This window comes from Rhodococcus sp. AQ5-07, assembly GCF_009707305.1.
In the GTDB taxonomy this organism is placed as follows: Bacteria; Actinomycetota; Actinomycetes; order Mycobacteriales; family Mycobacteriaceae; genus Rhodococcus_F; species Rhodococcus_F erythropolis.
This window is the reverse complement of record NZ_CP046099.1, coordinates 5,604,149-5,618,554: the sequence shown is the minus strand read 5'-3', so window position 1 is coordinate 5,618,554 and position 14,406 is coordinate 5,604,149. Positions and strand designations below refer to the sequence as shown.

At 61.7% G+C, this 14,406-nt stretch carries 13 protein-coding genes; 1 reads left to right on the top strand and 12 read right to left on the bottom strand.

The annotated features are described in order from the left end of the window. Window positions 1-2: 2 nt before the first annotated feature. The 6 genes from GJB56_RS26150 to GJB56_RS26125 form a co-directional block, all read right to left on the bottom strand. The gene (locus tag GJB56_RS26150) at window positions 3-1,463 is read right to left on the bottom strand and encodes an MFS transporter (protein ID WP_021342838.1); all 1,461 of its coding nucleotides are present in this window, start codon (window positions 1,461-1,463) and stop codon (window positions 3-5) included. Continuing rightward, a complete protein-coding gene (locus GJB56_RS26145) occupies window positions 1,460-2,308 on the bottom strand; it encodes a mycofactocin-coupled SDR family oxidoreductase (RefSeq protein ID WP_003945658.1) in 849 nt (282 codons plus the stop codon). The genes GJB56_RS26150 and GJB56_RS26145 overlap by 4 nt, the downstream gene beginning before the upstream one ends. A 103-nt stretch (window positions 2,309-2,411) precedes the next feature. Beyond that, on the bottom strand, window positions 2,412-3,551 hold the full coding sequence (locus tag GJB56_RS26140) for a serine hydrolase domain-containing protein (protein WP_230091233.1): 1,140 nt from the start codon (window positions 3,549-3,551) through the stop codon (window positions 2,412-2,414). 180 nt (window positions 3,552-3,731) lie between these two features. Continuing rightward, entirely contained in the window at window positions 3,732-4,142 is a 411-nt protein-coding gene (locus GJB56_RS26135) for a VOC family protein (protein WP_113682106.1), read from the bottom strand. A gap of 134 nt (window positions 4,143-4,276) precedes the next feature. Further along, window positions 4,277-5,278, bottom strand: coding sequence for an AraC family transcriptional regulator (locus GJB56_RS26130; RefSeq protein WP_113682105.1), 1,002 nt, complete (start codon window positions 5,276-5,278; stop codon window positions 4,277-4,279). A 55-nt stretch (window positions 5,279-5,333) separates the two neighbouring features. Continuing rightward, window positions 5,334-5,876 carry a GNAT family N-acetyltransferase gene (locus GJB56_RS26125; protein WP_113682104.1) on the bottom strand — a complete coding sequence of 181 codons (543 nt, stop codon included), beginning with the start codon at window positions 5,874-5,876 and terminating at the stop codon, window positions 5,334-5,336. 85 nt (window positions 5,877-5,961) lie between these two features. Between GJB56_RS26125 and GJB56_RS26120 the strand changes: the two genes are divergently transcribed. After that, window positions 5,962-7,266, top strand: coding sequence for an HNH endonuclease signature motif containing protein (locus GJB56_RS26120; protein ID WP_113682103.1), 1,305 nt, complete (start codon window positions 5,962-5,964; stop codon window positions 7,264-7,266). A gap of 107 nt (window positions 7,267-7,373) precedes the next feature. Here GJB56_RS26120 and GJB56_RS26115 read toward each other — a convergent pair whose 3' ends face one another. The 6 genes from GJB56_RS26115 to GJB56_RS26090 form a co-directional block, all read right to left on the bottom strand. Next, on the bottom strand, window positions 7,374-8,543 hold the full coding sequence (locus GJB56_RS26115; protein WP_019746856.1) for a lipid-transfer protein: 1,170 nt from the start codon (window positions 8,541-8,543) through the stop codon (window positions 7,374-7,376). Next, window positions 8,540-8,980, bottom strand: a complete 441-nt coding sequence (locus GJB56_RS26110; protein ID WP_020968404.1) for a MaoC family dehydratase — start codon at window positions 8,978-8,980, stop codon at window positions 8,540-8,542. Before GJB56_RS26110 ends, GJB56_RS26115 begins: the two co-directional genes overlap by 4 nt. 2 nt (window positions 8,981-8,982) lie before the next feature. Then, window positions 8,983-9,975 carry a bifunctional MaoC family dehydratase N-terminal/OB-fold nucleic acid binding domain-containing protein gene (locus GJB56_RS26105; protein WP_195849632.1) on the bottom strand — a complete coding sequence of 331 codons (993 nt, stop codon included), beginning with the start codon at window positions 9,973-9,975 and terminating at the stop codon, window positions 8,983-8,985. A 7-nt stretch (window positions 9,976-9,982) separates the two neighbouring features. Continuing rightward, a complete protein-coding gene (locus GJB56_RS26100; RefSeq protein WP_084326786.1) occupies window positions 9,983-11,134 on the bottom strand; it encodes an acyl-CoA dehydrogenase family protein in 1,152 nt (383 codons plus the stop codon). After that, on the bottom strand, window positions 11,119-12,159 hold the full coding sequence (locus tag GJB56_RS26095) for an acyl-CoA dehydrogenase family protein (protein ID WP_113682101.1): 1,041 nt from the start codon (window positions 12,157-12,159) through the stop codon (window positions 11,119-11,121). The genes GJB56_RS26100 and GJB56_RS26095 overlap by 16 nt, the downstream gene beginning before the upstream one ends. An 83-nt stretch (window positions 12,160-12,242) precedes the next feature. Then, the gene (locus GJB56_RS26090; RefSeq protein WP_019746852.1) at window positions 12,243-14,405 is read right to left on the bottom strand and encodes an acyl-CoA dehydrogenase; all 2,163 of its coding nucleotides are present in this window, start codon (window positions 14,403-14,405) and stop codon (window positions 12,243-12,245) included. Window position 14,406: the final 1 nt, after the last annotated feature.

Genomic DNA, 14,406 nt, shown 5'->3' with positions numbered 1-14,406 from the left:
ACTCACCCGATCTTCGTTGCGCCATCGGTTTCGGCTGCAATTGGTAACTCGGGCAGCGATACCGCCCCCGTCCGCTCCACCTTCACTGCCAACGTCACCGCGGCGGCCAGTGCTGATACGCCCGCTCCGATCCAGTACAAAACCGCGAACGAATGCAGGGTCGGCACAGCGCTCGCACCGATCACCACCGTTGAACTGGCCAATACCGCTGCCGCAACGGCGCTTCCGGTGGAGGTACCGACCGAACGGAGCAGGCTGTTGAATCCGTTGGCCGAGGCAGTCTGATGGATCGGCGCAGATTCGGTGATCAGAGTCGGCATGGCTGCCAGGGAAAATGCCACACCGGCCGATACCACGGCAGCGCCGATCACGATATTGACCAACGTCGGCGCCAACAGCACACGCAAGACATATCCGATTGCAATGACGATCGCACCCGACGCCAACGTAGCCTTCGCTCCCCATCGCCTCGTCACTTTCGACGACACCGGCGCCAATCCGATCATCAGGACTCCGCCCGGCATCATCGCCAGTCCGGCTTCGGCAGCCGAGAGTCCGAGACCGTCCGCCGACGCCAGGGGCAACTGAAGTTCCTGCGTTGCCGCCAACGCGCTGATGAACATGGCAAAACCGAGTAATACTGCGCAGACGTTCGAAACCAGAATCGGAGCGCGAAGGGAAGTCCGCAGATCGACCAGCGGTGCCGGCGTGTGCAGTTCCCACGGAATCCATCCACAGAGCAAGACCACGCCGGACGCGATCAGAACCAGAACCTCGGGGCTTGCCCAGCCCCATTCGGTTCCTTTCGAAACGGCCAGCAGCAGCGCAGTCATAGCGAGTGTGAGGACCGTGGCCCCCAGAAAGTCGAAGCGTCCGCGACTCTTCACCGCCGATTCCGGCACCACCAGCGGCAAGACGACTATCAGTACTACCCCGAATCCACCGGTGACCCAGAAAAGCGCGGGTAGTCCCCAGTGCGCCGAGATCACCCCAGCCATCGGCATACCGAACATGCCACCGATCCCCAACGTCGCACTCATGAGAGCTACTGCACCACTGAGCTTTTCCGGAGGAAGGACATCGCGCATGATACTGATTCCGACGGGCAGAAGTGCCGTCGCGAACCCCTGCAACGAGCGCCCGAGGATCAGTAACCAGAAACTCTGGCTGAGCGCAGCAACCATGCAGCCTACGATCATCACGGCAAGACAGACGAGCATCATCGCGCGCTTGCCGAACATGTCGGCGAGTCTGCCGATGAGAGGGGTTGCGACGGCACCGGTCAGCAACGTCGAGGTCACCAGCCAGGAAGCGGTGGACGATGATACTCCCGATGCCGTCGCGAACGCAGGCAGGACCGGCACCACCAAGGTCTGTTGCAGCGCGACCACCACACCGCTCAGACTCAGGACGCCGACGACCCACCCGGTCCGCGCTTTCGCGCGAACAGTCTTGTCCGTCAAGCGTTCGAGCGAGCGGCTACTCCGGCGTCGACAGGAACCACGATGCCACTCATGTGGGCACTCGCGTCGGCGGCGAGGAACAGGACTACTCGCGTGATCTCGAAGGGATCCAGCCAACCGACCGGCTGCGCATGCAGAGTCGCGTACACGGGTTCGACGTCGTCTGCCGTCGGCGATTCGAGGTCAGGCCGCATCATTGCGTACATCATGTCGTTGTGAATCATCGGCGTCGAGATATTTCCCGGTGCAATAGCATTCACGGTCACACCCGAGTTGGCCAGTTCGAGCGACACACTCTTCGTCAAGCCGATGACGCCCCATTTGGAGGCGCCGTACGCCGCCATCTGGGTGCCACCTGATCGACCCATCATCGAGGAAATCGTGATGATGCGACCGTAACCACGTTCCGCCATTCCACCTGACACGGCCGCAACGGTGTTGAACACACCGGTCAGGTTCGACGAGATGACTTCGTTCCACTGTGCCGACGTCATCGACGTGATCGGAGCGGGCACGGACACACCGGCATTCGCGACGGCGATGTCGACACGGCCGAACTCGGCTTCAGCGCGGGCAACGAGCGCGTCCATTGCGTCGCGATCAGCGGTGTCTGCCTTGACGGCAATGCACCGACGACCGGTGGCTTCCACCAAACGAACAGTTTCCTTCAGATCCTCCTCGTTTGCGAGGGGGTAGGCGACGACATCACTGTTCTCGCACCGGTCGCAGATCACGATGTCCGCGCCACGCTCCGCGAATGCGACAGCGTGGGCGCGCCCCTGACCGCGTGCGGCGCCGGTGATCAGTGCAACTTTTCCTTCGAAGCTGCCTTCGAGGCTGTTCATGCCGTCTCCTAGTTCGTCGTATGCAAGCGTGCGCTGTACTGCATGCGTACTCCGAACGCGCCCGAAAGAAACAGTCGATCCCGGACAGCGGGAATCCAGCCGATCACTGGTAAACGGCGGTCTCGAATTCCAGGTATCCGTTGATGGATCCAGCGTCCGCGAACGGCAGAATCTGCGTTGCCCAGAACCCGCCGACGCCGGTCTGCCGGTCGATCCAGTAATAAAGGTTGGCAAGACCCGCCCAAGCCAGCGATCCGGCCGGCCTACCGGTGGGTGCCACCTCTTCATTTGTCATGAAGGAGTATGCCCATCCCTTGGGTACACCGGGGAAGAATTCCGCATCGTTGGACAGCGTCGGGAGAACTCCGGGCAACAACCCCACGTGCTGGCCTTCGAGCCCGTTCTGAACGGCTGCAGCTACCGTCTCCGGCGACAACACGCGACCGGATGTGCCCGCGCCGTCGTTGAGCCACATACGAATGAACTTCGTGTAGTCGCCGACAGTGCCGTGCAAACCGTGGCCACCCATGTGCACCTCGGGTTCGGCCGGAAGCTCGAATCCGATGAGCGGAGTGAGGCTTCCGTCGCTCTCGCGCTGATGGATCGGCGCAAGTCGAGCCTTCATCGACGGGCTCATCGTGAATGCCGTATCGGCCATCTCGAGAGGTTCGAAGATGCGCTCACGCATGACATCGCCGAGTCGCTGACCTCGAATCGACTCGACGACCTGGCCGGCCCAGTCGATGTTGGTGCCGTACTCCCACTTCTCACCCGGGTCGAAGAGCAGCGGTGTCGTGAGCGCCGCTTTGCTACACGTGATCACGCTGGGTTGCCCATGTTCCTGCGAGAGCCGGTTGTACGACTCGTTGAAGAAGTCGTAGCCGAACCCTGCAGTGTGAAGGAGCAGCATGCGAGTGGTGATGTCACGCTTGGGTTCCCGAAGAACGGGGTTTCCGCCGGCGTCGAAACCGTCCAGGACCTTCAGCTCACCGATGTCGGGAACATAGGTCGCTGCAGGTGCATCGAGATCGAGCAACCCCTCCTCCACACATTGCAAGACAGCGGTACCGGTGATCGCCTTGGTGGTGGAGAAGAGCGCAAAGGTTGTATCGAGGGTCATCGGAACGCCGGAACCGAGAGTCCGCTCACCCGCAGCACCCTCGTAGATGTTGCCTTCTCGATCCGTGATCATCGCGACCACACCCGGGACGCGATCAGCCCCCTGAGTTGCTCGCGCCAGCACGTCGTCGAGGCGCTGCTTCGAAAGGGGCTTCCGCGCAATATCTTCGATCGTCACTGCATTTCTCCATCCGACTTGCAACTTGTCTTGTCGAACAGAATGTAACGGCGATCACACACCCGGCTCTGCCTCGAAACGGCAGGAAAACTGTCTCGTTTCGGCAGAACCGGGCAGAGTCTGGAGTCAGCTCTGGGGCGCTCCGATATTCACCAGCCAGGAAATACCGAATTTGTCTGTACAGGCGCCGAATTCGTCGCCCCACATCTGCTTCTCGAGCGGAACGCTGACCGTACCTGTTCCCGACAGTTGCTCCCAGTACCCGCGCAGCACATCGCCGTCGTCGCCGCTGAGGCTGACCGTGATGTTGTCGCCGGGGTTGTACGGCATGCCTGGCGGATTGTCAGCACCCATCAGGGTGTATCCCTGATCGGTCTCGAGCATTCCGTGCATGATCTTGTCCCCGCCTTCGCCGGGATTGCCGAATTCACCGAACGTGCTCAGCGCCAGCGTGCCACCGAAAATGCCCTTGTAGAACTCCAACGCTTCACGCGCGTTACCGTTGAAACTGATGTACGGATTGAGTCGAGTTGCCATGACGTACTCCTAGCTCGTGGGATTGCTGTCACGTTCGATTTCAATCCTTGCAGAACGCTCCGACACGAAACAACGGATCATCGCAGTTCATCGAGTGCGTAAACCGATCGTCATGACCGTTCAAACAACTATCCTCAGAGTGGGTTCCGAGTCTCGGAAGGCAACTCTCCGAACCGTTTCCGGTAGGCGGCCGCAAACATGCCCAGATTGACGTAGCCCCAGGCGTTTGCGATTTCGGAGACGGTTCTCCCATCGGAACGCAACAATTCGCTGCGTACCCCCTCCAGTCGACGCGCGCGCAATCGTTGCCCCGGCGTGGTGTCTCGGTACCGTCGAAATCCCGCAGTGAGCGCCCGAACACTGACACCCACCGCAGCCGCGATCTCGGACGCCGTCGGTACCGAGCGCGCGAAGGTATCGATGTACTCCTCCGCCGATCGCACGTATGCCGGTTCGGCGGAGGCGACGTCGGCGCCGAGTTGCAACCCGGCCTGCGTCGCCCACTCGTCGAGAAGCTGAGCCGTGATGAGTTCTTGAACCCTGGCGCCCAGCCTTTCACCCGACATCGCGTCAGGCGACTCTGCAATCGCGCGAACGACGTAGTCCATCAATGCGAGCCAACTCGAGCCACGGCCGCCGATGGTGCACTTGTGCCGCCACAGACGATCGTCGGGAACCGCCCCGTACCACTGCCGGGCGTGGTCGGCGACAAGCTGATGCGGCACAGTGAGATTCAGCTGCAGATGATCCTCGTCGAATTCGACGAAATAGTCGGTCCGACTACAGTCGGCGACAAAAGTCTCCCCCACGGCAGTATTTGCCGCAGCTCCCCGGCCAAGGGCATGTCGGCCGTTGCCTCTGATCGTCGTCAGAACCAGAATGTTTCCGGCCTCAGGAGAACATTCACCGACAGAGACCGGAATGCCGTAGCAGAATCGGGTGACGTCGATCTTGCCCACCGCCGCCGAGTACATGTCCGAAGCCGGCTTCAACCGACTTCCTATCGGCGTGACCGTATACGGCATGTAGATGTTGTCGGACCATTCCTTGATGCGGTCCCAGTCCCGAGAAAAGGCCTGGTGATGCTGCATGGTGGGCCGGCCGGCCGCGTCGATGAGCAAGGCATCCTCGAACATGGTTCGAGTATCGCACCAGGACCCGGGAAGGTCACGAAAAGTGAGCCGACGCGGTCTATGGCTGTACGGCGGCAGATCGTGTTGCAGCAAAAAGCAGCGAATCCACCGCGGTCCCCCGGATCACCATGTGTGCCCTCATCCGCCCCTCCTCCACCATTCCGATTTTGGTGAGCACCGACGCCGACGCCGAGTTCTCCGGACGACACGTTGCCTGCACGCGCTGTGCTCCAAGGCGAGCGAAGGCGAGTCCCAGGACCGCGCTCCCTGCCTCGGATGCATAACCTCGTCCGTGGGACTTCGGGTTCACGACAAAACCGAGTTCCGCCCGCCGGTGCGCGGCGGATACTTCCCACACAGCTACGGAACCGATGACCGTTCCATCAGCCTTCGACGTGATGGCCAGGGTGAACGTGCGACGTTCGACGAGCTCAGCTTCGAGTGCCGCGTCAGCCAGGAATGCCCTGGTCACCGCGGGGGTGTTCGGCCCCCAATCAACATATCTACAGACGGCAGGGTCGGACGCGTACTGATGGACGGCATCTTCATCCGCGGCAGTGAAATCTCGAAGAACAAGGCGTTCCGTAGTCAACGTGAACATCCAGCGATCCTAGAGCGAGCCCGAAAGCACCCCTTGACTCGAACGCATGTTCGAGTATTCTCTGAGTAGGGGATCGGGGGATTCAATGAGTGTCTATCTGTCGGACGTGGTTTCGGGTTCTGCGGTGGGGTTGCGCGGACGACTGTGGCGGTTGTCTGCTTCTGAGTTACGTGCCGCTGCGGTGTCGGCGAGCGCGGAGATTCTGCGTCTCGAGGCCGTTCGGGTGGCGGTGGTCGGCGAACTCTCGATGCGGCCCGATGATCAGCTGATCGCCAGCCGCGGCGTCGGGTCCTGGTTGGCGGCAAACACGATGCTGCAGGTTCGGGACGGGAAGAAGATCGCCGCCCTCGGTGCAGCGCTACGCCCGCTTCCGGCGGTGGCTGCCCGGTTCGATGTCGGGGACTGCTCCTTCGAGCACGCCGTCTTGATCGTGGCGTTCTGCGAATCACCACCAAAGGGCATGCCGGACGAAGCGCTCCCTCGCTGTATCGACTTGTTGTTGGCTGCCGCTTCCGGAGTGGAGGCCACGACCACGAAGGTACGGAACGTGATCGCGACCTTGGAGCGAGTGTTCGAATCCGATGAGATTCCGCCCGCCGAAGATATCGACCGCAACGAGCTCCGGATCGCGTCGACGTTGAACGGTCGGGTGGTGGTGCGCGGAGATTTCGACGCCCTCACCGGTGAAATGCTGCTCTCCGCCCTGTCGAATCTGACGATGCCCACCCCGGCACCCGATGGAACCCCGGATTCTCGGTCGGCAGCGAAGCAGACCGCGGACGGGTTCACCGAACTGATCCGCCGTTACCTCGACTGCGCCAAAACCGGTGTCGATGGTGGCCAGCGTCCGCACGTGAACGTGCACATCAACGCGCGTGATCTCGCTGAGCACCGGGACTGCGCCGCAACACCCTCCACTTCTGATGACGGAATGGCTGTGTCGGATCTCGATGTCGGGCACATGCCCTGGCTGGGGCCACTGTCGGTGTCGCAGACAAGGCTTCTCGGGTGTGATTGTTTCCTGTCCACGGTGCTGCTCGACGGTCACGGCGCGCCGCTCGATGCGAAACCCGGAAAGCGATTAGTGTCCGCCGAACAGCGAGTGGCGCTGATCGCCCGAGACAAAGGCTGCGCCTTCCCGGGTTGCACATGCGTGCCCGCCTGGACCGATGCACACCATATCCGGCACTGGGCCAACGGTGGCCCGACGTTGATGAACAACCTTGTCCTACTGTGCCGTTCACATCACAGGTTGATGCACCGAAAAACCGGATTCGTCGGGAAATGGGAAATCCGCATCGGCGCCGACAACAAACCGTGGTTCATCCCGCCGCCCTCGATCGACCCCGGCCAGCACCCGCGGCCGGCGAACACCACCTTCAAAACCTGAGGTAGTACTCCTCGGGCACAACAGAACACGGGCCAGCACCGCATCGAAGGAGACCTCGATGCGGTGCCAACAGGCCGTGACGCCTGATGAAGCTGTGCCCACGATAATCAGCGAGTCAGCACAAGCCCCGATGTCGGAACGCCCGTTCCCGCAGTCACCAGTACATTCTCGACGGAGTCGACCTGGTTGACCGAAGTACCACGGATCTGCCGAACTCCCTCGGCGATACCGTTCATCCCGTGGATGTATGCCTCGCCGAGCTGTCCACCATGGGTGTTGATCGGAAGCTTGCCTCCGAGTTCGATTGCGCCACCGGCGATGAAGTCCTTGGCCTCTCCCCTACCGCAGAAACCGAGTTCCTCGAGCTGCATCAGAACATAGGGCGTGAAGTGGTCGTAGAAGATCGCCGTCTGCATGTCCGACGGGCGCAGCCCACTTTGTGACCAGAGTTGATCACCGACAAGGCCCATCTCCGGTAGGCCGGTCAAACCGTCGCGGTAATAGCTGGTCATGATGTATTGATCTGCCCCGCTGCCCTGTGCGGCGGCAGCGATAACGGCGGGTGTGTTCTTCAGATCTTTGGCTCGTTCTGGCGAGGTGACGACGATGGCGATGCCGCCGTCGGATTCCTGGCAGCAATCGAGGAGATGCAAAGGTTCAGCGATGAATCGCGAGTTCTGATGGTCCTCGAGGGTGATCGGTTTTCCGTAGAAGAACGCCTTCGGATTGGTGGCTGCATGCTTACGGTCCGCGACGGCGATTCGACCGAAGTCCTCGCTGGACGCTCCGTATACGTGCATGTATCGCTGCGCGACCATCGCGACAAACGATGCGGGAGTACCCAATCCGTGAGGATAGGAAAAGGCGTTGTCCGTTCCCGACGAATTGACCTGCGCCACAAGGCCGGAGTTCACCTGCCCGAAACGCGCACCCGATCGCTCGTTGAATGCGCGATAGGCCACGACGACGTCCGCGACGCCAGTGGCAACCGCCATGGCCGCCTGCTGAATCGTCGCCGCAGCGGCACCGCCACCGTAGTGAATACGACTGAAGAATTTGAGGTTCGGGATACCCACCGAACGAGCCACTGCCACTTCGGTGTTGGTGTCCATGGTGAACGAGGTAAGACCGTCGACGTCGGCGGGTGTCAGACCGGCGTCGTCCAACGCGGCTTGAACAGCCTCGGCGGCCAGTCGCAGTTCACTGCGACCGGAGTCCTTCGAGAAATCCGTGGCTCCGATTCCGACGATCGCGGCCTTGCCGGACAATGCGCTCATTCAATGTCTCCGTTTTCAATGTCTCCATTCGAGCCCGACGCCGGAAATGCCAGTGTGACCTGCGCAGTGATGTGATCTCCCAGACTGTTCTTGCCGACCACCGCGAGAGAAACGAGATCCTCGTCGTAGGAGGTCACCGTGCCGGAGAGCGTCAAAGTGTCGTAGGCGTACCACGGGACCCCGAGGCGCAGCTTGATCGACGTGAGTACTGCCCGCGGTCCTGCCCAGTCGGTCACGAATCGCTGCACCAGGCCGGTGTCGGTGAGGATGTTGACAAAAATGTCTTTCGAGCCGCGTTTCTGTGCGAGATCACGGTCGTGGTGAACATCCTGAAAGTCGCGGGTAGCTAGTGCTGCCGAGACCACAAACGTCGGGTCGCCGTAAATCGAGAGCTGCGGAAGAACTTCTCCCACAGTGATATCCGTCGTCAAAGTCATCGTCACTCCTTCCCCGCAGAAACCGCAGAAACCCCAACCGGCTGCCAGGCGTACAAAGTCCAGGGAGTTCCCCCGGTCTCGTCGTCTCCGGGGAAGTCGAGGTAGATCGCCTCCACCTCCATTCCGATCGACACACTCGAGGGATCGACGCCGCGCAATTCGCCGAGCATCCGCACACCCTCAGGCAGTTCGACCAGGGCAACGACGAACGGCAATGACCGACCAGGAACCTTGGGCGCGTGGTGAACGACGAAACTGAAGACCGTTCCCCGCCCTGACGCGACCACGTAGTCGGTCTGCTCCGACTTGTCCTTCCAGATCGCGGGCACGGGTGGGTGCTGCACCAAACCATCCGCACGCAGTTGAATACGCAACTCGTGTGCGGCGACACCGTCCCAGAAGAACTGTGTGTCGAGAGACGCCGTCGGGCGCAGCATCCGAGATGCGTCCAGGTCCGCAGGCACGTCAGTGGAGGGACGCTCACTTACCGGCGGCGCGAACTTCAAGATCCGGAACATCATCTCCGAGACCAGTTCTTCGCCGACCCGCCAGAAGCTGCGGGTAGTGAAGAACCACCCTTCACCAAGACCTGTCTTCTTCGGTCCCACTACGTCTTCCAACACCGAGGAGATGGTGACTTCTTCACCCGGCTTCAAATAGCGGTGGTAGATCTGATCGCAGTTGGTCGCGACGACGGACGTGAATCCGGCCTCGTCGAGAATGTCCGTCATCCGGCCCAACGGATCGTCGGCTTCTCGAATTGCCCCCAGACCGCGCATCGTCCATACCTGCGCCATCGCCGGCGGCGCGACTATTCCGTCGTGTCCGGCGGCGCGGGCGGCCGATTCGTCGACGTAGATCGGGTTCTCGTCACCGATCGCCTCGACCCAGTTGCGGATCATCGGCAAGTTCACGGGGTCACGGCCGGCGCGAGGAGCGCTTGGCCCGTCCTCTCGAACCCGCTCGGCAGCAGTGAGAATGGGATCTGACACGATTTGTTTCCTATCTCGGAACGCGGGGAAGCTTCAGGCCGGCGGTAGCGATCAATTCGCGCATCACCTCGTTGACTCCACCGCCGAAGGTGATCACCAGGTTGCGCTTGATCTGCATGTCCAGCCACTCCATGAGATCAGCCGTTTCGGGATCGATCGGATTTCCGTACCGTCCGACGATCTCTTCCGCGAGTCGACCGACTCGCTGGATGCGTTCGGTCGCAAATACTTTGGTTGCCGAAGCGTCGGCAATGTCCACCGACTCCGAATCACTCGATGCCACTTGCCAGTTGAGCAGTTCGTTGAGGCGATACGTCGCGTGAATCTCACCGAGCGCGCGTCGTACGTCAACGTGATCAAGCAGGTTTTCACGCTTGGCCCAATCGAAGACGTGGTCGTAAATCCCTGCGACACGACCTGCCGGACCGAGCATGACGCGTTCGTGGTTGAGCTGCGTCGTGATCAGGCGCCAACCCTGATTCTCTTCACCCACAAGCATGTTCGCCGGAACGCGAACGTCCTCGTAGTAGGTGGCATTGACGTGATGCGCACCGTCGCAAGTGATGATCGGGGTCCAGGTGTAGCCGGGATCTTTGGTATCCATGATCAGGATCGAGATGCCGCGGTGCCGTGAATCGGCAGATCCGGTCCGCACGGCGAGCCACACGTAATCGGCGTCATGCCCGCCGGTGGTGAAAATCTTCTGGCCGTTGACGACGTACTCGTCACCATTGCGTGCCGCCGAAGTACGCAGGGCTGCAAGGTCGGTGCCGGCTTCCGGTTCGGTGTAGCCGATCGCGAAGTGCACTTCACCGGCGAGGATCGCGGGCAGGAATTTCTGCTTCTGCTCCTCGCTGCCGTACTTCTGCAGAGTCGGACCGACGGTCTGCAACGTCACCGAAGGCAGTGGGACATCCGCCCGCACAGCCTCGTTGACAAAAATCTGCTGCTCGACTTCACCGAACCCACGTCCGCCGTACTCCACCGGCCAGCCGACGCCGAGCCAACCGTCCTTGCCCATACGACGGATGACCTCACGATAGGTAGGGCCATGCCGCTCCACACGCATGATCTTGGCCTCCTCGGGCGAGATCAGCGTCGAGAAGTAGCGTCGAAGTTCAGCTTGCAATGCGCGCTGACTGTCGGTCAGATCGATGAACACCGGGCCCCCACGAGGTCGAGTCGCTGCGAAGCGCCGCCGAGCAGGCGCGCCAAGTCTTTTGCAGTCGAGTAGTAACGATGAAGCGGATACGTGACGTCGACGCCCAGACCGCCGTGCAGGTGGTGAAGCACCTGCATTGTGGCGGGTACTTCCTGGGCGATCCAGTACGCCATGACGTCGAGGTCCGACTGAGCATCCAGGCCCTCCGACACGCGCCAGGACGCCGACAACGCCGCGACGTGAAGAGTCCGCGAGGTGACATAGGCGTCGGCGATCTGCTGTGAGACCGCCTGGAACGTTGCGAGCGGCTTGCCGAATTGCTCGCGTGAGCCGACATGTGCCGCAGTGAGATCGACGGCACCGGACACTAAACCGTCTGCAACGGCTCCGATACTCGCCGTAGCGATCCGGTACAGCGTCTGGACGGCTTCCTCGCCGGCACCGAGAAGTTCACCGACTGCCTCGTCCATCGTGACTGCGAACTCCGGACTGCCGGACGCACTGGGTGTCGGCGTCAATGCGACGCCGGCGGCGGTCGGATCGACGAGCACGACTCCGGCGTCGGTTGGCACAAGAATTCTGTGTGCGCTCGCCGCGAAAGGCACGGCAAGCACCGTCCCGCTGACGCGATACCAGTCGCCCGACTGATGGGCGGTGGTCGACGGCTGCGCCGGGAACTGCTGACCCGGCTCACCGAGCGCCGCGGTGAACACCCGTCCGGCGCTGACTCCGGTGAGCAATTCGTCCTGCTGAGCGTCGGTCCCCAGAGCAACGATGGGAAGTACGCCGAAGCCGAGGGTTGCGAGAGCCGGAATGGGAGCGGCGGCCCGGCCGACGTCGACGAGAAGAGAACCGACGTCGGTGACCGAGAGGCCCTCGCCGCCCAGACGCTCGGGCAGTGCCAACGTGAGCAGGTCGGCTTCGGCGAATGCCGCCCAGAGCGCGTCCGGCTCCAGTTCGCGGGCAAGGAGCGCGGTAGCCACCTCGGCTACCGCTTCCTGGGTTTCATCGGGAGTGAAGTCCACGCTGGCAATCCTGTCTCTGATGTAGAACGTGTTCTAGTTGTATCACCAACGTGGACATTTCTAAAGGCCTCTACTCACGCCGTCTAGTCACGGGGCAGGCCCAGAATTCTCTCCGCGGCGACGGTCAACAGAATCTGCGTGGTTCCGCCGGCAATCGACAGGCATCGCGTGTTGAGGAACTCACGCGAGAGCGGACCCTCCACCCATCCGGCTGGGCCACCCAATTCCATGGCGAACTCTGCGACATTCTGACGCTGGCGCACGCCCACCAGCTTGCGGACGCTCGACGCCGGGCCCGGATCCTGACCATCCAATTGCCGCAGTGTCGTGCGCAATTCCAGCAACGAGCCCACCATGGCGGTTCCGATCAGCCCACCGAGCTTGTCTGCAACCACAGGATCGGGATCGCCCGCCAGCTCGAGCAATTCCTCCATCGCACCGCCGAGCGAAGAGCCCCCGCTCATCGCGACTCGCTCGTTGGCGAGGGTTGTTCGGGCCAGTTTCCAGCCTCCGCCGAGCTGGCCGACGACGCAGTCGTCCGGCACGAAGACGTCGTCGAGGAAGACTTCGTTGAACAGAGCATCGCCGGTGATCTCACGCAGCGGCGAGATCCGAATCCCGGCCGTCTTCATGTCGAGAAGGAAGTACGTGATGCCCTTGTGCTTGGGAACCTCGCGATCGGTTCTGGCGAGGCAGATAGCCCAGTCAGCTTCACGCGCAAGCGAAGTCCAGACTTTCTGGCCGTTCAGCTTCCAACCGCCGTCGACCTTCTCCGCGGTCGTACGCAGCGCGGCAAGATCCGAACCTGCGCCAGGTTCACTGAAAAGCTGACACCAGGTGATCTCACCCTTGAGCGTCGGTGTCGCAAATCTTTCGATCTGCTCCGCACTGCCGTGCTCGAGGATGGTGGGAACTGCCCACCACCCGATCACGAGATCGGGTCGGCCGATACCGACGGCAGCCAACTCTTCCTCGATCAAAATCTGTTGCGCGGCCTTGGCGCCCCGGCCGTACGGCTTCGGCCAGTGCGGTGCAAGGTAGCCCGATTCGGCCAAAGCGTTGCGCTGTTCGGATTCGGGCAGCGCCACCAATTGCGCTACCTCTTCGCGAATGTCGGACCGGTCGGATTCCAGCTCACTCAAGTCGATCTGAAGGTGACGCCGTGCACCGCCGATCGTCAATTCAGCGACGCGTGCGCGCCAGCGGGACGATCCACCCAGAATCTGCCGGAGCGACAGTGCTCGACGAAGGTAGAAGTGCGCCTCGTGCTCCCAGGTGAATCCGATGCCGCCGAGCACTTGAATGCAGTCTTTTGCCGTGTCGACAGCGGCGTCCAGAGACACCGCGGCCGCCACCGCCGCCGCGATCGGAAGTTCGTCGCCCGACTCTGCAGCGACCGCACCATCCCAGGCGACAGCTCCGGCATTTTCCACTCGGCACAGCATTTCGGCACAGATATGTTTGATCGCCTGGAACGAACCGATGGGTTTTCCGAATTGTTCGCGAATCTTCGCGTACTCCACCGCAGTACGCAGACTCCACGCCGCAATTCCGGCAGCTTCGGCAGCCCCAAGTACCGCCGCTAGATCGGAAACCGATCCTGGCGCAATGTCATCGAGGATTCGGTCGGCGTCGACCGTCACTCGGTCGAAGGAGACTCGCGCCAGTGGTCGCGACTTGTCGATCGTGTCGACCGCTTCGTAGGTCACACCTTCGCTGTCTCCGTCGACGAGAGCCCAGACGACACGCGAGCCTTCACCTTCCGACACCACGCCCGCCGACACGAGGACCGATACGCCCGAGTCTCCACCCCAGGCGTAACCTCCTTCGCCATGAAGCTCGATGCCGCCGGACGCATTCGCCGTTGCCGCAACTGGACTTTCGTCCAATACGACGGCACACGGCAACGCACCGTCGGCGAGCATTTCGGACCAGCGCTTGGCAGCGGGCGACGAACTACGCCCAACCACCAGAGCTGCAAGTGCAGTCGTGAGAACAGGACCCGGCACGAGTTCGATTGCCGCCTGCTCGAGCATTGCTGCGAGATCGACGATTTCGGCTCCGGCTCCGCCTACCGATTCAGGAACGGCGACCGAAAATATCCCGAGAGACGCGAACTCGGACCATTTCTCCCGCCACGAAACTGCTGGTCCACGGCGTACCATGTCCATCGGCGTGGCCGAGCGAGCCCAGGCCTCTATCGATTCCTGGACCGCCCGCTGTTCATCGGTCGTGGCGATTGTCACA

Excerpts from the sequence above, each read along its gene's own strand:
- GJB56_RS26120 (WP_113682103.1), top strand. The coding sequence starts at position 5,962 with ATGAGTGTCTATCTGTCGGACGTGGTTTCGGGTTCTGCGGTGGGGTTG.
- GJB56_RS26145 (WP_003945658.1), bottom strand. The coding sequence starts at position 2,308 with ATGAACAGCCTCGAAGGCAGCTTCGAAGGAAAAGTTGCACTGATCACC.
- GJB56_RS26110 (WP_020968404.1), bottom strand. The coding sequence starts at position 8,980 with ATGACTTTGACGACGGATATCACTGTGGGAGAAGTTCTTCCGCAGCTC.
- GJB56_RS26135 (WP_113682106.1), bottom strand. The coding sequence starts at position 4,142 with ATGGCAACTCGACTCAATCCGTACATCAGTTTCAACGGTAACGCGCGT.
- GJB56_RS26130 (WP_113682105.1), bottom strand. The coding sequence starts at position 5,278 with ATGTTCGAGGATGCCTTGCTCATCGACGCGGCCGGCCGGCCCACCATG.
- GJB56_RS26125 (WP_113682104.1), bottom strand. The coding sequence starts at position 5,876 with ATGTTCACGTTGACTACGGAACGCCTTGTTCTTCGAGATTTCACTGCC.
- GJB56_RS26115 (WP_019746856.1), bottom strand. The coding sequence starts at position 8,543 with ATGAGCGCATTGTCCGGCAAGGCCGCGATCGTCGGAATCGGAGCCACG.